This is a genomic window from Prosthecobacter sp. (assembly GCF_029946185.1).
In the GTDB taxonomy this organism is placed as follows: domain Bacteria; phylum Verrucomicrobiota; class Verrucomicrobiia; order Verrucomicrobiales; family Verrucomicrobiaceae; genus Prosthecobacter.
This window is the reverse complement of record NZ_JAQSEA010000309.1, coordinates 1-17,201: the sequence shown is the minus strand read 5'-3', so window position 1 is coordinate 17,201 and position 17,201 is coordinate 1. Positions and strand designations below refer to the sequence as shown.

Here is a 17,201-nt window from a genome sequence, read left to right as displayed (position 1 = left end):
GAGGGGTTGTGGTGTTGCGGAGGTGTTGAGATAGGCAAGGGAATGGATTGGCAGAGGAATGGCCTGAAGTCTGATATCCGAAAGGCGGTGATCTTGGCAGGGATTGCGTGAGGTGGTTTGCGTGGAAAAAGATGCGGGGGCTTTGGGTTGGGATTTTTTGGTGGTGTTTCGACCCGGCCAATTTTTGCTGAAACGCGATGAGAGACTGATGCTGAATCCTGACGGTCGGCTGCTTGTGATTCGAACCTCTCACTCCCATGAATTCTTCTCTTCCCATGATCCAGGCTCTTCAGGTTTTTGCAGCGCGTGCGGCTGGTGGTGTGCAGGCTGAGTCGCAGTCGTCTTTCCGGAACTTCCTCATCGTTGCGCCGGGTTCGGTGGGAGTCGCCACGGCGCCGGATGAGAAGGTGATGGAGCTGGCACGGCATCTGAACCAAGAGGGGTATGCTTATGTGGCGCGGCCGAACCAGAAGCAAATGGAGGACGATCCGTCTGGGGTGCGCTATCTGCCGTTGAGCCATCAGCTGCCGGCGTTTGGGGTGATGACGGCGGTTATTGTGATCGGTGATCCGCTCTGGGCTGCACTGGCGGCGGCTACTTATCCGGAGGCGGATATTTTTTTGATGTAGGACGAGGGAGGGGAGCCGGAGGGATGGCCGCAAAGAGACGCAAAAAGAGGTGAGAAAAAATGTGACCGCGACTGCTTGATGAGTGCTGGTGCCGGGTCGTGAATGGAACGGGACTTTTTTAACCGCTGATTTGACGCTGATAAGAGGCTGATCAAGGCATTCAGAAAATGCCGGATTCAGCGATGAGATTATTGTAAGCGTTTTTTGTTTCTACCCCAGAGGCCATGCCGAGGGCACAGAGGGGCCAATTCATCCATTTTTTTTTCGGGTTCATTCCTTGGTGTTTTTCTGTGCGCTCTGTGGTGAAATGTTTGGAGGACCGGTCATGGGCGATGGCGCTGGGTGGTTTGTTTTTGCCGCAGAGGGGCTGAGAGGCGGAGGTGGCAGAGATTGAATGGGATGGTGAGGTCCTCTTTGTGGGGAAATGAATGGGGCGGAGAGAAGAGTTTTTAACCGCTGATTTGACGCTGATTTGACGCTAATGAAGGCATGCAGAAAATGCCGGATACAAGATTGTGATCCGATTCTTAAACAGCGGCTAAGGCTGTGATTGTGGGGGCATGGACGATGGCGCTGGGGGCGTTCGTTTTTGCCGCAGAGGGGCTGAGAGGCGGAGGGGGCAGAGATTGAATTGACGGTGAGGTCTTCTATTCGTTGCGGGAAATACGCGGGGCTTCAACTCAAGGAGCCAAGTTGAAAAGAGAGGCGGCCCGGCTTCCCCTGAAAGTCAACCGGACCTACGACGCAGATGAGAACAGGGCTGGAATTCCACTGGCTCTACACATGCCCGCCAACTGTTTGCCGAGACGGACGCGGGTGCCGCGAAGGAGAGTATTCTGGACGTTCAGGATTGTTTTTCAATCCCACATCGTTTCTACCCCGTTCTCGGCTACTTTGAGAATGGCCTGGCCGCAGCGGGGGCAGTTCTCGCTACGGTTCCAGATCTTGATAGGGTGAGACTTGCTTTGTTCACACCTGGGCTTGTACCGGCGGGGTGGAGTTGAAAGGAGGTTTTTTACCACCAACGCATCTTGCAGTGTCTCGCAGGTTTCACAGTAGATCGTCGTCGTGGCCGCGAGCATGCCGCAGTCCTCGCCACCGGAGACATGCCCCTCCAGCCCACAGGCAGGGCAGATGAAGTCTTGTAGCATTCCCATGGTGCGTTAGTTGGTGAGAGGTTTGGATGGATCATGCGAATCAGCTTCATCCAGGCTGCGGCAGATTCACTTTTTACGGTTCAGTAAACGGCATCCGTGGCGGTGCGGTGTTCCACATGAGCTGCACTTCTTCGGGAGTGAGGCCGTAGGCTTGATTGATGAGGTCGCTGAGGGTGCGTTCGAGCTGGAGCATTTCGGCGGCGAGAGTGCGGGCGGGGTCGATGCTGCGGAGGTACTCGGCACGCAAGGCTGCGAGACTGGCGGCGGTGAGCGGCTGGCTTTTGCCACGGAGCTTTTTCACTTCGGCGATGAAGGCATCGGAATCGAGCTCGGTCAGGGCTGCGAGTTTCTGACTGGGCTTCTCGATGGCGTATTCCACGCGCAGCCAGTCGAGCACGGTGTGCTGAGTCTGCTGCTGGCTGGCGGTGATGTCGATGAGGCGGCTCACGGCGGTCTCGACGGCGGTACGCAATGCATCCGAAGGCAGTGCAATCGGAATGGATTCGAGTACTGTGGGATTTGGTGCGAGCGCTTCGTCTTTCATGTGCGGCAAATGCCGCCAGTTGTGCCACCACATGAGCGGTGAGTTCAAGACGGCCAGAAGATACAAGTCTCCAGTTGGGATAAACCCAGTCTTGTTGTTTCCGTAAGTAGCGACTCGGTCCAAAGAGTAACACGGATGGAACTGTATAAGTTGAAAGTAGATTTTCGGTTGCTCAAAGAGTGCGTAATAGGCGCAAGGACGCAGTTCCCACCAGTTACGACCTTGGTCCTGACGCTTCCGCAAGCCCTCCTCGAAGGATTTAAGATGTGCATGGATCGCCGGATATTCAGAGGCGAAAACATTCTCTGCATTTTGGCCAGCGTTCCTCCATGGCCATGCTTCATCGGCACTCGATTTGAGAACCAACATCCAAACCGGACTCGGTTCACTAACCCATCTTCCGACATCACTCCCACGGAAAAACGGCTTGATGAGTTCAGCCGAGCGTGGGTCTTCATTTATCAAACGGTTCTTAATCTCAGTCGAAAATAGATACGCCTCATTGAGTCCAGTCTTGATTCCTGTGATTGGCTTGCTGCCGACATATTTCGTTAGCGAAACTGCAGTGCTTCGGATTTTCTTGAGCAGTCCTATTACTCCTCCTGATTCAAGCTGCCATTCCGCTGCGCCAAGTGAGGACACATCCATCTCCGCGCCTTCTTTTTCGATCTGGACGCTGAGATCGTCGATGCGAAGCTGCTCGCGGGGGATGGTGCAGAGGCGGGCGGTTTTGGGCTTCTCTTCGCTGGTGGGTTTTTCGGCGACGATGATGCAGGGGAAGACATCGGCCTCTTCGAAGATTTGCTTGGCATGGCCGAAGTCCACGACGCTGCGAATCCAGGTCTGATCGCGGAAAAAGCGGCGCAAAGGCTCGCCGTATCCGGCTTTCATCCATTTGTTGGTGACGATGTAGGAGAGCTGGCCGCCGGGCTTGAGCAGACGCTGGCCGAGTTCGTAGAAGTACACGTACAGATCCGCCATGCCGTGGTAGCTGGCGTAGTGCGCTTCGAGCCAGGGCTTGTAGGGTGTGAGGAGTTCCTGCCGCACGTACGGCGGATTGCCCACGACGACATCGAAGCCGCCCTGGGCGAAGACTTCGGGGAAGGCGGACTGCCAGTCGAAGGCCTTGGGATGCACGGAGGAGTCGCTGACGACGCTGTTGCCTTCGCGGATGCTGTGATCGAGGCTGGTTAGGCGCTTGCCATGGGCGGCGGTTTTGATCCAGAGGCTGAGCTGGCAGATCTGAATGGCCTCGGCGTTGAGATCGACGCCGTAGATGTTGTGCTGGAGGATCTGGCGGTCGAGATCGAAGAGGGTGCGGTGGCCGCGCAGTTCTTCCAGTCGTGCATTGGACACTTCGTAGTGGGCGTGAAGCTGGTCGAAGGCTTCGATGAGGAAGGCACCGCTGCCGCAGGCGGGATCGAGAATGCGTAGGGTCTTCAGGACCTCCTGCCACTGCTCCCAGAAGCGGATGAGCGCTTTGCGCTGAGGTTCATTGAGAGCGGGAAGATCGTAGGCGTTGGGATCGGTGAGCGTCTTTTTGGCCGTGCCTGTGGCGGCGGCTTCTTCGGTGATGCGCAACACCTCAAAGCGAGCACGCAGCACGGCACCGAGTGTTTGCTCAACGATGTAGCGGGTGATAAAGGCGGGGGTATAGAACGCGCCTTCCTTTTTTCGGCGTGTCTTGGCCTGCTTGTCATCGACGATGACGCTGTCATCACGCTCCAGGTCCTGGCGGAGGCGTTCGAGGTCGGTGATGGACTGCTCGAAGATGTGGCCGAGGATGTCCACGTCGATGACGGGACGGATTTCCTGGCTGTCTGAGGCCTCCGCCATCTCGCGGGCCGGACGGTAATCGTAGTCGGCGAGATCGCGGAAGAGCGCGCAGACTTCATCCGGCACGGTGAGGGTGTCGAGGCCCGCGTCATGCGCGAAGAGGCCACCGTTGTAGGCGGGGATTTTCAGTCCGGCATTGCCGACATCGACGGAGCGGAAGAGGCCGCGAAAGTTTTCCCAGATGGGCCGGGGATTGTAGGGATCGCTGTGCTCGAAGGCGTGGCGTACGGTGTTGGGCGGGAGCAGGACGCGGTCTTCGCAGAAGGAGCAGAAGAGAATGCGGTCGAGCAGCTTCTGGGTGCAGCGCAGGATTTCATGTGGCTCCACCTGAGCATTGGCGATGCGGAGACGGCCGAAAACTTCCTGGCGGATGTCGGCGTAGAGGGCGTAGAATTTGTTGGTGAGTTCACGCCCGGCGGACTCGGACGTACGGAGCAAGGCATTGAGATGGCTCTCGCCCAGCGCAGGCACGACGCGTTCCGCGCCGAGGAGGAAGACGAAGCGCTTCAACAATGCTGCATCGCTGGCGAGGCGTGTGGTCTCAAAGCGCTCGTAGGTGTGCTGGTTGGAGCCTTTGTGATACAGCCGCGTCTCCCGCATGGAGGTGACGATGATCCAGTCACAGGGAAGATTGATGGCGTAGCGATAGGCCTGCTCCACGGCGGACAAGCGACGGCCAGAAAAGGGGCGATCCAACGGATCGCGCGTGCCTTTGCCCTCGACGGCGACGATGAATTTTTTTGTCTCGGTGGTGAAGCGTCCGAGAGCGGCATCTGCGAACTGGCCGTCCACCTCGACATGGGTTTCACGCAGCAAGGTGAAGCTGTCTCCAGGACCGGCAGGGCTGGTGTAACCGAGGAGCTGGCCGAAGATGTCGGAGAGGAACTCAGGGAGGAGGGCGGTTTCCTTGAAGGTGTCCGCCTTGCCGGATGAGATGAGGTCAGCCCAATGCTGGAGGCGTGGCCGTGCTGCGTCGATGGACTCCGGCAGGGTGAAGATGTGCACCTGCTGACGGATGAGCTCGGGATTGAAAAGGGGCTTGGTTTCGACGGCCATGGGTTGTTTTGCTTACCAAAGGTGGGGATGATTCGGATGGCAAGGGAAACGGAGGATGAGGGGAGGCTGGCGGAGTGGTGGCTGGGATTTTTTTGGATGATCAGTGCATGAAGGTGACGGCTGGGTGGCTGGACGGATTGTGTCACCGCTACGCGGTTCCACGGAGTGGAAACTAGCACGCATGCGTGGTCCGTGGGTTGGCACCCACGGCTACGATGATGCCAGCCCTACGGGCTTTCCGATCTGCTGATGGTGAAGCGTGGCGATTGGAGGTTCTTGGCTCCAGCGTGAGCTAGCTCGCCCTTTCAGGGCTCACGGCTTTTTGTTCGCGTCCCCAGGGCGTTGTCCTGGGCTGCGGTAAGTCGCGCCGTTGGCGCTGATGAGCCCAAGACGTCGCTGCTGGAATGCGGAAGGAAGTGGAACTGGGAGACGTTCGGCGGCGGTTGGAGGCCCAACTGGCCCTACCTTCGCGTTATGGATGGCCGCATGCCTAGGGCAAGTAGCGAAGTGCTTGCAACGCGAATGGCGAGGGTATTTGCGAGCCTGGGGCGATGGGGGGGGCGCTGATCGACAGACAGGAGTGTCTGTCGTACTTCAGATGCCGGCGGATAATGCGGGAGGAATCACTGATTCCAACGCGAATGGTTGGGAATGGCCGTGAATTGACTTGAATGGCGAGGGGTATTTGGGGGCCGAGAAGGATGGGGGGGCGCTGATCGACAGACAGGAGTGTCTGTCGTACTTCAGATGACGGCGGTTAATGATGGAGGAATCACTGATTCCAACGCGAATGGTTGGGAGTGGCCGTGAATTGACTCGAATGGCGAGGGGTATTTGCGGGCCGGGGAGGATGGGGCGCGCTGATCGACGGACAGGAGTGTCTGTCGTACTTTAGATGCCGGCGGCCATGACTTTCATCCAGCGCATGCGGAAGGAGGAGTTTTCTTCCATGAGCTGGGCGGCGATGGTGGTGGAGAGCTGGGTGAGGCCGGTGAGGCGGGCGAAGGCGGCGGTGTTTTCCTGACGACGGTAGTAGTCGGTGGAGTCGGTGACTTGGGTGCCGAGGGACTGGGCGATCTCGACGAGGGACTCGGGGGTGAGGCTGTCGAGGGGGAGGGAGAGGGTGCCGCGATCGAGGCTGACGCTGATGGTGGTGCCGACGGCGTTGCAGGTGATGCGGCCGGTGAGCTGGCCGCCTTCGCGGCGGGTGATGGTGCCGGTCCAGGCTGTGCGGGCGAGGTCGTTGGTGAGCTGGCGGATGAAGTCGCGGGACTGGGTGTAGAGGTAGAGGCGGCCGTCGAGGGCGGTGCGGACGTCTGCGGTTTCGAGGCGGGTGCTGGTGAGGAGGTCGATGGCGCGGGTGTAGTCGTAGCCCTGGACGAGGGAGGGGACGAGGGCGTTGACTTCGGCGAGGAGCTCGAGATCGGACTGGCGACGTTTTTTGTCGTCTTCCAGCTGTTGCTGCTGGTTTTCGAGGGTCATGCGGGAGATCTCGCGCTGGAGGCCGGATTCCATGTCTTTGATGAAGCTGAGGAAGGCGCCGCTGGTTTTAAGTTTTTTGCGGGTCTGCTGGACTTCGGTGAGGGCGGTGCGGAGCTCAGAGATGGTGCCGGAATTCTTGGGCTGCAGGGCGGTGCGGACGAGGGCGAAGTCGGGCGTGTACCGGGCTACGAGGGTGCTGTAGAGGGAGAGCCAGTCGAGGGAGGCGGCGGGGGTGCTGGCGGGGGCCTGCTTGGTGTCGGGGAGATGCTGCTGGAAGTATTCGAGTTCCTGGGCTCCGAGGAGGGCATCGCCAAAGTGCCATTCGGCGAGGCCGTGGACGAGGTAGCCGAGGATTTCTTCGTTGGTGGTCTTGTAGCCGAGGGAACTGAGTGGGGTGCCGAGGCCTAAATTCTTGGACATGCGCTCTTTGAGCTTGGCGAAGAAGGGGGCGAGGCCGTTGAGGTCTGGGGTGGTGGCGAGCTGGGCGAAATGGGCGGCGGCTTCTTTTTTACTGCCGAGGATGATGCTGCACAGGGAGGCATTGAAGTGAGCCCAGTTTGCGGTGGGCTGGAGCATGTCCTTGGATTCGACGAGCTTGGTGAATTTGTGTTCGGCAGTGGCGTACTGCCGGTCTTCGAGCATGGCCTGACGGGCTTCGGTGAAGCGTTCGGAGACGGTTTTTTTGTTGGCTTTGTCGGCGGTGAGGGTGATGCCGGTGCCGTCGAGTTCGCTCTCATTGGCGGTGGCGAGCTGGATGGCTGCGCGGACGTTGCGGCGCTCGCCGCCTTCGCGGAGGAGCCAGCCGATGCCGTAGGCGACGATGATGGCGGCGGCGGTGAGGCCGATGAGGCGGGTGCGACGGGTGACGAGGCGGCGGCGGACGCTGCCGCGATCAAGGAGGCCTTCGGCGAGGCGCATTTCATCGACGACTTCGGCGTAGTTGGCGAAGCGGTCTTCGGGGTTGAAGGAGAGCATGCCGTTGATGACGTGCTCGGTGCGGGGGGAGAAGCGGAGGCCGGATTCGCCGAGGGTGACGCGCTTGGACTTGATGCGGCGGAGGTCTTCGATGGCGCTGGTGTCCGCCTTGTGGGGCGGATTGCCGGTCATGGCATGGTAGAGGGTGGCGCCGAGGGAGAAGATGTCGCTGCGGTAGTCTTCTTTGTTTTCGATGACTTTTTCGGGGGCGACGTAGTAGGGGGTGGCCCACATTTCGCCGGACTGGTCGCCGCCACGGTCAACGAAGAGGGCGAGGCCGAAGTCCACGACTTTGGCGGTGCCGGTCTCGGTGAAGAGGATGTTGGCGGGTTTGACGTCGCGGTGGATGAGGGTGAGCTGCTGGGCGGCGCGGAGGCCTTCGGCGACTTCGCGACCGATGCGGAGGGCTTCGTCTTCTTTGAGGTGGCCTTCGCGGCGGATGCGCTGCTCGAGGGAGCCGCCGCCGACGAGCTCCATGGCGATGTAGAAGTAGCCCTGGTCATAGCCGACGGAGTAGAGCTTGATGACGTTGGGGTGGGTGACGTTGGCGGTGATGTGGGCCTCGCGGCGGAACTGCTCGAGCCGGATGGAGTCGCGGGAGTACTGGCGGTTGAGGATTTTGAGGGCGACGCGGCGGCCGAGGGTTTCGTCTTCGGCTTCGAACACGCGGCTCATGCCGCCTTCGCCGATCTGGCGGACGATCATGAACTGATCGAAGCGGCGGCGGACGCGGACCATCTGACCGCAGAAGGGGCACTTCAATTTGGTGAAGGGCTCGAGGGAGGTGACATCGATCTGCCGCTGACACACCGGGCAGGTGCTGAGGAAGGACTGTTCTGGAGGGGCTAGAATCAAAGTGACGGCTATTGGCAGTAGCAGGGACGCATTGGATATGCCAGAAATTACAGTTTGCCTTATTAATTTGAATCTTGAGTTTGTCGGGTGGATTGGCTCATCAGTGAAACAGTGGATATTGGAGATCGTTTCGACAAACACCTTGCGAGGCGTTTGCCGGATATGTCGCGGTCGCGTTTGCAGGACTTGATCAAGGAGGGGCATGCGACGCTGAATGGGAAAGCCGTGAAGGCGGGGGCCACGGTGCGGAGCGGGGATGCGGTGAGTCTCACGGTGCCGGATGTAGCGGAGGTGGAGATCAAGGCCCAGAACATTCCTTTGACGATTTTGTATGAGGACAGCGACATTGTGGTGCTGGACAAGGCGTCGGGGCTGGTGGTGCATCCGGCGGAGGGGAATCCGGACGGGACGCTGGTGAATGCGCTGCTGCACCACATTGAGGACCTGAGCGGGATCGGTGGGGAGATGCGGCCGGGGATTGTGCACCGGCTGGATAAGGACACGAGCGGCTGCATGGTGGTGGCGAAGAATGACATCGCGCATCGGCGGCTGACGGAGGCGTTTTCGGAGCGGCGGATTTCGAAGATCTATCTGGCGGTGGTGAACGGGGTGCCGAAGGAGGAGGGGGGGCGGCTTCAGACTTCCATCGGGAGGCATCCGGTGGACAGGAAACGGATGAGCAATTTGCTGGATGGGGCGGGGAAGGATGCGGTGACGGAGTGGACGAAGCTGGCGGTGGACCAGGGGTGTGCGCTGATCCAGTGCCGACTGCTGACGGGGAGGACGCACCAGATCCGTGTGCACATGCGGGAGTCTTTGCAGTGTGCGATTTTGGGGGATCCGATTTATGCGAATCCAGCGAAGCAGCGGGTGCAGGTGCCGCGGCTGATGCTGCATGCGTGGAAGCTTTCGTTTAACCATCCGATCCATGATCAGCCGCTGGCTTTTATGGCGAAGCTGCCGGCGGAGTTTGAAGGGTGGACGAACCTCATGCAAAGCTAGCGGCCACCTCTTTTACACCATGCTCAAAGTTTACGCTTACTCCGGATGTTCCACCTGCAAGAATGCGATCAAGTGGCTGAAGCAGCGCTCGATTGATTTTGAGGAGGTGGCGATTCGGGAGACGCCGCCGTCGGTGGGGGAGCTGAAGGTGATGCTGGGGGCGTATGAGGGGGAGCTGCGGCGGCTGTTTAATGTGTCGGGGATGGATTACCGGAGTCTGGGGCTGAAGGATACGCTGCCGGGGATGAGCACGGAGGAGGCGCTGGGGATGCTGGCGGGGAATGGGAATCTGGTGAAGCGGCCGTTTGCAGTGGATGCTGGGAGGCAGATTTTTCTGGTGGGGTTTAAGGAGGGGGAGTGGGAGAAGGCGCTGGTGGGTGAGTGAGCCGATGGACGTTCGAGAGCGGCGCTGAAGCGCCGCACTCCGGGGACGCTGGCGCGTGGTCTGAGAAGGCTGGTGATGGCGGAGCGCTGATCGACGGACAGGAGGGGCTATATCGAGAGCGGCGCTGAAGCGCCGCAGTCCGGGGACGCTGGCGCGTGGTCTGAGAAGGCTGGTGATTGCGGAGCGCTGATCGACAGGCAGGAGTGCCTGTCGTACTTTCCGGAAAGGGCGCGTTCTTTGGATGAGCCGCGTTAGTTTGCGGAGGCGGCTTGTTCTTTGAAGAACTTGGCGATCAAGGCGGGGGCTTCTTCGGGGAATTTGTGGGTGCCTTGATGGATGAAGGCGATGAAGGGGGCACCGACTTTGGAAGGGAAGAGGGTGCTGTCTTTGGCCCAGGGGGTGCCTTCGGGGGCGCATTGATTGATCTGTTTGACCTTGGCCATGGCGAGCTCCTGCCATGCGTATTTTACCAAAGGGTCCTGGGTGCCGGCGATGTGCATGCAGGGTTTGGGTTTGAAGGGGGTGTCTTTGAGGCGGACGGAGGTGGCGGCGGATGGGGCGACGGCGCAGAGGACATCTGGGCGGGTCTGCCAGAGGAGGTAGGTGAAGCCGCCGCCGTTGGAGTGGCCGGTGGAGAAGATGCGTTTGGGGTCGATTTTGTAGTGATCTTTGAGGTGGGCGAGGACGGCGTCGAAGAGTTTTAGATCGCGATCTTCCTGAGCGCCTGCGCTGTGCTGCCAGCCGGGTCTCTTGCCTTCGGGGTCGGTGAGCTGGCCGGGGGTGTTGAGGCCTTGGAGATAGATTGAGATGGCCTCGGGCCAGAGTTTGTACATGGGAATACTGCGGCCAATCTGCATGGCGTTGCCGCCGTGGCCGTGCCAGACGAAGACGACGGATGTGGGCGTTTCCTTGGCGGTGGGCGGTGTGTAGATGAAGCCGCTGCGTGGGACGCCGTCCACGGTGAGGTTCAGGGCTTGCATGCCCTGAGGTAGCTGAACCTGGGCGGAGCAGGTGGTGAATACGGCCAGGAGGGCGAAGAGAAAGTAGCAGAGGCGGTTCATGAGGTGTTGAGGCTGGCTGTTCAACGCGATGGCTTCGTGAAAGTTGCAGGGGGCTTGTGTTGAGCTAGAATCTCAGATCATGAGTTTCGCAGCCGTCGCTATTCCTGTCATCACCCCGCCTGGTCAGGGGCGGATCGTTCGTGCGTTTGGTGAGGAGGTGGAGTTTGTGCTGACTGGCGAGCAAACGGGAGAGCGCTTTACGCAGTGGATCGAGACGACACCGCCCGGGGTGGGGCCACCGCCGCACTACCACACGCTGGAGGATGAGAATTTCTATGTGATGGAGGGTTCTCCGGAGTTCTTCCATGATGGGCGCTGGACGGCGGTGACGGCGGGGAGCGTGGTGTTTATGCCGAAGGGGGAGGTGCATGCGTTTCGCAATGCGGGGACGACGACGCTGAAAATGCTGATCACCACGGTGCCGTCGGGCTTTGAGACGTTTTTCACGCGATGTGCTGAGGAATTTGCCAAGGAGGGCGGGCCTGATATGGCGCAGATCACCGACATTGCCGCGAAGCACGGCATTCATTTCGTTCATCCGTAGACTTTTCGCCCAGGGCCGTGTCCATCATCGCCTCTCCGACCGGTTCGGCTGCTGGTGTACCCTTGCAATATAATCTGGCGGCAGTTCCTCGACTGGAATCCAAATCACCGCCCAGCCATAAAAGAGGCCCATTTCCCAGATTTCTTTGTAAGCTTTGCCGGATTTGCTGGAGGGCGTTATTGGCTTGGTGATGCCGATGAAGCGGTCTGAGGCGATGCCTTTGAACGTGTGGGGTCGCATGAACTCCTGCGCACTCACTTTGCGGCACGGCGGATTGTCATTGGTGGCACAACTGCCGAGAAAGGATGATGCGATCAAGGATGCTGCAATTTGAATGAACGTTTTCATGGTCTGGAAATGTGGCCGCCGAAGGATACAATGGGACCAGCCTGCTCTGTCAATCTCTTGCCATCGTGCATCGCAGCGCTATATCGCGTGCGTATGTTCAAAACCGGCCAGCAAGTTGTCTGCATTGACGATCAGTTCGAACCCTGGGTCTTCGACCTCTACAAGTCCCTGCCCAAGAAGGATACGATCTACACGGTGCGTGCGCTGCGTGCCGGGCGGTCGAATCCGCAGTTTGTGGTGAACGATGATGCGGAGATCAAGCTGGCGGGGGCGGAGTTTGATCTGCTGCTGCTGCTGCAGGAGTTGAATAATCCGGATGATCCGCATTCGAGCGTGAAGCAGGAGCTGGGGTTTCGGTCTGAGCGGTTTGCGCCGCTGCTGGAGGCGACCGAGGAAGAGGAGGATGCGGAGCTGATTGGGGTGGGGCATGGGGAGAAGACGTGGGAGCCGGAGCCTGCTTGGTCGAGGTAGGGGGCTGGATGCTGGATGCTGGATGCTGGATGCTGGATGCTGGATGACGAGGTGTGAGTGTCCTGGGGCTGCTGAGAAGGAAGTAGAGGGCAGGGACGCTCGAAAGCGGCGCTGAAGCGCCGCACTCCGGGGACGCTGTCGCGCACTTGAACGATCAATCTTGTGTTCCTGCGTGGTGGATGAAAACTTGGCACCGTGGGCGCTGTTTGATACAACACTTATCTCATGAGCGCTCCTTCTGACCTTCCGCCGTCTTCCGCCCCGCTTACTGAACGTCAGATCGTCGAACTGCTCTCCACCGCCCGGCAGCGGCTTTTTGCGGAGGTGGGCAAGGTGATCGTGGGGCAGAAGCATGTGATTGATGAGATGCTGATTGCGCTGCTGAGCGGGGGACATTGTTTGATCACGGGGGCACCGGGGCTGGCGAAGACGCTGCTGATTAAGACGGTGGCGGATGTGTGCCATCTGAGCTTTCAACGGATTCAGTTCACGCCGGATTTGATGCCGTCAGATATTACGGGGACGGAAATTTTGGAGGACAGTCCGGAGGGGCGGAAGCTGGTGTTCAGTCGGGGGCCGGTGTTTGCGAACATGATTCTGGCGGATGAAATCAACCGCACGCCGCCGAAGACGCAGGCGGCGCTGCTGGAGGCGATGCAGGAGCATCAGGTGACGGTGAACGGGAAGACGATGCATCTGCCGGAGCCGTTCTTTGTGCTGGCGACGCAGAATCCGATTGAGCAGGAGGGGACGTATCCGCTGCCTGAGGCGCAGCTTGACCGGTTCATGCTGAACATTGTGATCGACTACCTGAGCGAGGATGATGAGGTGGCGGTGGTGACGAAGACGACCTCGGGCAAGGGGGAGCCGGTGCAGAGGCTTTTTACTGGGGAGGAGTTGCTGGCGTTTCAGCAGGTGGTGCGGAAGGTGCCGATCGCGGAAGATGTGGCGCGGTATGCGGTGAGGCTTTCGGCGGCTTCACGGCCGGGACGTGAGGGCGTGCCTGATTTCGTGAACCAGTGGATTAGCTGGGGCGCGGGGACGCGTGCGAGCCAGAATCTGGTGCTGGGGGCGAAGACGCGGGTGCTGCTGCATAACCGGACGCATGTGACGGTGGAAGATATTCGTGCGATGGCGCTACCGGTTTTTCGTCACCGTATTCTCGTGAACTACAAGGCGGAGGCCGAGGGTGTGACGGTGGAGAAGGTGATCGGGAAGTTGCTGGAGACGGTGAAGGTGTAGCAATGACCAATGAGTAAATTCGAATGACGATCCCTCAGGCACTTAAATGACTACTACGAACGGCACTCTGATAAAGGCGGTCAGCGAGAGCTGTGTTGATGTCGGAGCGCTGCGTGACCGCGTAGCCAATGTGTGGCGGAGCTTGTTGCAGACGCTGCTGGTGGAGGCTGGGTGCGGCGGAGTGCTGGGTTTGCTTCCCGGTCGTTTTTATCGATACCCAGGGTCGCCTCGCCTAGGCTCGGCTGACCCTGGGCTATATTACGCAGCCCCTTTGGGGCTGGTGTGTGGCGGGACGGAGTGGCGTAAGGGTGCACGAAGGGAACGAGAAGATCTCGGGCGCTGCGCGCATCTGGCAGATGACGGCTGTTCTTACCACGGCTTTTGCAGAAAGCATACTTGTGCCATGACTATCACCGCTCAGGTTCAAAATCACAGCATCAAGCTGCCTGCTGATGTGGTCATCGCGGACGGGACGATGGTGACGATTCAAACGCTGGATGAGGCATCTGCCGGGCAACCTGCGGGTGTCTGGATGCTCAACTACGCAGGGATTGCCGACGATCTGCCGCCGGATGCAGCTGCGCAGCACGATCACGACCTTTACCGCACCCCCCAACGCTGATGTAATGCGCTAAACCATTCGCATGAACCTTCAATCCAGAATCCCCAAGGTTCCGAATATTGCAGCGAAAGCATGTTTGGGCGTTGTCTGCTACCTCTGGCTGGGAGAAGTGGTCCGTAGCGGAATGCTGTACCCAGGAGAGCGTCTTAAACTTTATCTGGCTCAAGTGATTTTGTGTGGAATAGCGGTTGCCGCTGCTTCAAGGCACATCGCGATCCTTGCCGGAGTATCCGGGTGTGTTTCTCTGTTTTTGTTTGTTCGTGAGTATTCGGACGTTCTCTTTTACTTGAAACTCCAGCGAGAACTCGATGCGTTTTATCAAGCTGGACGCTGAGCGGCGAAAACAATACATTTCTAATCATCTCGTCACCCTGTGAATCCTGTCCAATTACCCTCACGCAATTCACAGGGATCCTTCCTCGATCCTGCGGCTCTTATGCGCATCAAGTCGCTTGAGCTGAGGGCGAAGGTGGTGGTGGAGGGGTTGTGGAAGGGGATGCACAGGAGTCCGTATCATGGGTTCTCGGTCGAGTTCTCGGAGTACCGGGCGTACGTGCAGGGGGATGATCCGCGCTATATTGACTGGAAGGTGCTGGCGCGGAGTGACCGGACGTACATCAAAAAGTTTGAGGATGAGACGAACCTGAGATGCCAGCTGGTGATTGATCACAGCAAGTCGATGGGTTTTGGGTCACTGGGATTTACGAAGGCGGATTATGCGGCGACGCTGGGTGCGACGCTGGCGTCGTTTTTGATGAAGCAGGGGGATGCGGCGGGGCTGACGACTTTTGCGGATGGGATTGAGGAGCACATGCCGCCGAGGAATCGGCCGGGGCATCTGCGGCGGATCATTGCGGAGCTGGAGCGTCCGGCGAAGGCTGCGGGGACGTCGCTGGCGCTTTCGGTGGGGCAGTTGGCGGAGCTGCTGCGGAAGCGGGGGATGATCTGTCTGATTACGGATTTGCTGGCGCCGGTGGAGCATTTGGAGAAGCAACTGGCTCTGCTGAGCGCGATGGGGCATGACCTTGTGCTGTTTCATGTCATGGATCGTGCGGAGATTGATTTCACCTTTGAGAAGTCCGCGCACTTTCGGGATGCTGAGACGGGGGTGGAGCGGTTTGTTGATCCGCAGCTTGTGCGTGAAACTTATTTGAAGCGGCTGCAGGCGCACAGGGAGACGATTCAGGCGGCGACGGATCGGCATAATGTGGAGTATCACTTTTGTCCGACGGATCAGCCGTTGGAAGAGGTGCTGTTCAATTTCCTGAGCGCGCGTCAACGCAAGAAGGCTTCGAAATCTGCGGCGGCACGTTTTGCGACATGAATGGTTTTTAATTGATACCCCATGACTTTCCAAACCAAGCCAACACATCTGTTTTTGAATCGTCGCTTTTTATTGCCTGCGAAGGCATGTGATCGAGTAGGAGGACGAGGACGAGTTCTGCTGAGATTACCTTTTGTGTTTCGAACATTTTAATCTGCATGTCCTGGCTCTTTCCAATATACCTTGCGGGTGCTGCGGCGATCATCGCGCCGATTCTGCTGCATCTGCGACGCAGGCCACCGCAGGACCGTGTGGAGTTCAGCACGTTGATGTTTCTGGATGTGAGCACGCCGGTGCCGGTGAGCAAGCGGAGGCTGGAAAATTGGCTGCTGCTGTTGCTGCGCTGTCTTGCGCTGATCCTGCTGGCGCTGATGTTTGCACGGCCGTTTTTGCAGAGTGAAAGCGCCACGGCTTCTTCTGCGAATCAAGCGACGCTGATCTTGCTTGATCGCAGTGCTTCGATGCGGCGTGATGATTTGTGGAAGCGTGGTCTGGCTGAGGCGGAGCGTTTGTTTAAAGCGGCGAAAATTACTGACCGCATGGCGCTGGCGGTGTTTGATCGGGGACTCACGACGGTGTGGAGTTTTGAGGAGGATCGCAATACACCGGCGAATCGCGGTGCTGCGCTGCAAAGCAGGCTGGCGGCGCTGGCACCGAGTTGGAACGGTACGGGGTTGGATCGCGCGCTCATTGATGCTGTGCCGTCATTTGATGCCAGCACGGCGAAGCTCAAAAAGCGCATTCATCTGATCACTGATTTGCAGGAGGGAACGCACTTGGATGCGTTGCGGACGATTGCATGGCCTGCGGAACTTACGCTGAACGTTCACCGACTTGATCCCGCTACGAATGACAATTTTTCCATGGCTCTCGCGGCGCGTGATGAGGAGGGGAATGCGGATGCGCTCATTCGCATTCGTTTGAGCAATACGCGGGATTCGGCTTTGCGGGACTTTACCCTGGTGTGGGACAAGGCTCCGCTGAGCGACAGCATCACGGCGCAGATTCCGCCGGGGGCCTCGCGCATTCTCAATGCGCCGCCGAATTCCACCCACGCCACGACGCTCGCGCTCAGCGGCGACAAGTACGACTTCGACAACCGGCTGTTCATCGCTCCGCCGCAGCCGCGTGCGGTGCGCATTCACTTTCTGGGGGATGAGGCGACGCGAGATGAAGCCGCTGCGCCGCTGTATTATCTGGCGCGGGCTTTGCAGCCGACTGCCACGCTGGCTCCGGTGCTGACTGCGGGCAAGGCGCTGCCTGCGCAGAAGCCGGATCTGGTCGTCATCTCGGGTGCAACTCCGCCTGTGGGGATGTACGCAGGCTTGCGCGACTTTGTGAGAGCGGGCGGGTTTCTGGTGGAGGTCGCCACTTCCCCTGCGGATGCAGCTCTGCTGCAAACGCTCACTGGAATTCCTGGCATCACTGTCAGGGAAGGGGATGCCAATGATGACTATCGCATGCTGGCCGATGTCAAAGTGGAGCATCCGCTGCTCAAGCCTTTCGGTGATCCGAAACTGCGTGATTTTACCAAGCTGCGGTTTTGGAAGCATCGGCAGATTGAGATCAAAGACGCGGGCGACAAGATCGAAACCTTGGCTGGTTTTGACAATGGGCAGCCTGCTATTCTCAGCGCCCGCATCGGGAAGGGGACGCTCATTGTGCTGG

15 protein-coding genes are annotated in these 17,201 nt (G+C 59.0%); 10 read left to right on the top strand and 5 right to left on the bottom strand.

Annotated elements, in window-relative coordinates:
• The first annotated feature begins 275 nt into the window (after positions 1-275).
• A complete protein-coding gene (locus PSV43_RS25370) occupies positions 276-629 on the top strand; it encodes a hypothetical protein (RefSeq protein WP_300204384.1) in 354 nt (117 codons plus the stop codon).
• An 857-nt stretch (positions 630-1,486) separates the two neighbouring features.
• On the opposite strand, the gene PSV43_RS25365 is transcribed toward PSV43_RS25370, so the two are convergent.
• The 3 genes from PSV43_RS25365 to PSV43_RS25355 all read right to left on the bottom strand — a co-directional run bounded on the left by PSV43_RS25365 (position 1,487) and on the right by PSV43_RS25355 (position 8,534).
• The gene (locus PSV43_RS25365; protein WP_300204381.1) at positions 1,487-1,786 is read right to left on the bottom strand and encodes a hypothetical protein; all 300 of its coding nucleotides are present in this window, start codon (positions 1,784-1,786) and stop codon (positions 1,487-1,489) included.
• A gap of 73 nt (positions 1,787-1,859) precedes the next feature.
• Positions 1,860-5,222 carry an N-6 DNA methylase gene (locus PSV43_RS25360; protein WP_300204378.1) on the bottom strand — a complete coding sequence of 1,121 codons (3,363 nt, stop codon included), beginning with the start codon at positions 5,220-5,222 and terminating at the stop codon, positions 1,860-1,862.
• An 891-nt stretch (positions 5,223-6,113) separates the two neighbouring features.
• On the bottom strand, positions 6,114-8,534 hold the full coding sequence (locus PSV43_RS25355; protein WP_300204375.1) for a serine/threonine-protein kinase: 2,421 nt from the start codon (positions 8,532-8,534) through the stop codon (positions 6,114-6,116).
• A gap of 87 nt (positions 8,535-8,621) precedes the next feature.
• Here PSV43_RS25355 and PSV43_RS25350 point away from each other — a divergent pair, with 87 nt between their 5' ends.
• Both PSV43_RS25350 and PSV43_RS25345 read left to right on the top strand, forming a co-directional pair.
• Positions 8,622-9,536 carry an RluA family pseudouridine synthase gene (locus tag PSV43_RS25350; RefSeq protein WP_300204373.1) on the top strand — a complete coding sequence of 305 codons (915 nt, stop codon included), beginning with the start codon at positions 8,622-8,624 and terminating at the stop codon, positions 9,534-9,536.
• A 19-nt stretch (positions 9,537-9,555) separates the two neighbouring features.
• Positions 9,556-9,921, top strand: coding sequence for a Spx/MgsR family RNA polymerase-binding regulatory protein (locus PSV43_RS25345; protein WP_300204370.1), 366 nt, complete (start codon positions 9,556-9,558; stop codon positions 9,919-9,921).
• Positions 9,922-10,172: 251 nt separating this feature from the next.
• Here the strand turns inward: PSV43_RS25345 and PSV43_RS25340 are convergent, their stop codons facing one another.
• A complete protein-coding gene (locus tag PSV43_RS25340) occupies positions 10,173-10,982 on the bottom strand; it encodes a hypothetical protein (RefSeq protein ID WP_300204367.1) in 810 nt (269 codons plus the stop codon).
• A 79-nt stretch (positions 10,983-11,061) separates the two neighbouring features.
• Between PSV43_RS25340 and PSV43_RS25335 the strand changes: the two genes are divergently transcribed.
• Positions 11,062-11,526: a cupin domain-containing protein gene (locus PSV43_RS25335; protein WP_300204365.1), complete on the top strand. Its 465-nt coding sequence runs from the start codon at positions 11,062-11,064 to the stop codon at positions 11,524-11,526.
• A gap of 24 nt (positions 11,527-11,550) precedes the next feature.
• Here PSV43_RS25335 and PSV43_RS25330 read toward each other — a convergent pair whose 3' ends face one another.
• A complete protein-coding gene (locus PSV43_RS25330) occupies positions 11,551-11,874 on the bottom strand; it encodes a hypothetical protein (protein ID WP_300204362.1) in 324 nt (107 codons plus the stop codon).
• Between the two features lie 57 nt (positions 11,875-11,931).
• On the opposite strand from PSV43_RS25330, the gene PSV43_RS25325 reads away from it, so the two are divergent.
• The 6 genes from PSV43_RS25325 to PSV43_RS25300 form a co-directional block, all read left to right on the top strand.
• Entirely contained in the window at positions 11,932-12,345 is a 414-nt protein-coding gene (locus PSV43_RS25325; RefSeq protein WP_300204360.1) for a hypothetical protein, read from the top strand.
• A 225-nt stretch (positions 12,346-12,570) separates the two neighbouring features.
• A complete protein-coding gene (locus tag PSV43_RS25320; RefSeq protein ID WP_300204357.1) occupies positions 12,571-13,587 on the top strand; it encodes a MoxR family ATPase in 1,017 nt (338 codons plus the stop codon).
• 403 nt (positions 13,588-13,990) lie between these two features.
• The gene (locus PSV43_RS25315; RefSeq protein ID WP_300204353.1) at positions 13,991-14,209 is read left to right on the top strand and encodes a hypothetical protein; all 219 of its coding nucleotides are present in this window, start codon (positions 13,991-13,993) and stop codon (positions 14,207-14,209) included.
• Positions 14,210-14,231: 22 nt separating this feature from the next.
• Positions 14,232-14,543, top strand: coding sequence for a hypothetical protein (locus tag PSV43_RS25310; RefSeq protein ID WP_300204351.1), 312 nt, complete (start codon positions 14,232-14,234; stop codon positions 14,541-14,543).
• A 39-nt stretch (positions 14,544-14,582) separates the two neighbouring features.
• A complete protein-coding gene (locus PSV43_RS25305; protein WP_300204348.1) occupies positions 14,583-15,533 on the top strand; it encodes a DUF58 domain-containing protein in 951 nt (316 codons plus the stop codon).
• Between the two features lie 158 nt (positions 15,534-15,691).
• Positions 15,692-17,201, top strand: a 1,510-nt coding sequence (locus PSV43_RS25300) for a vWA domain-containing protein (RefSeq protein ID WP_300204345.1), incomplete at its 3' end; no start/stop codon positions are given.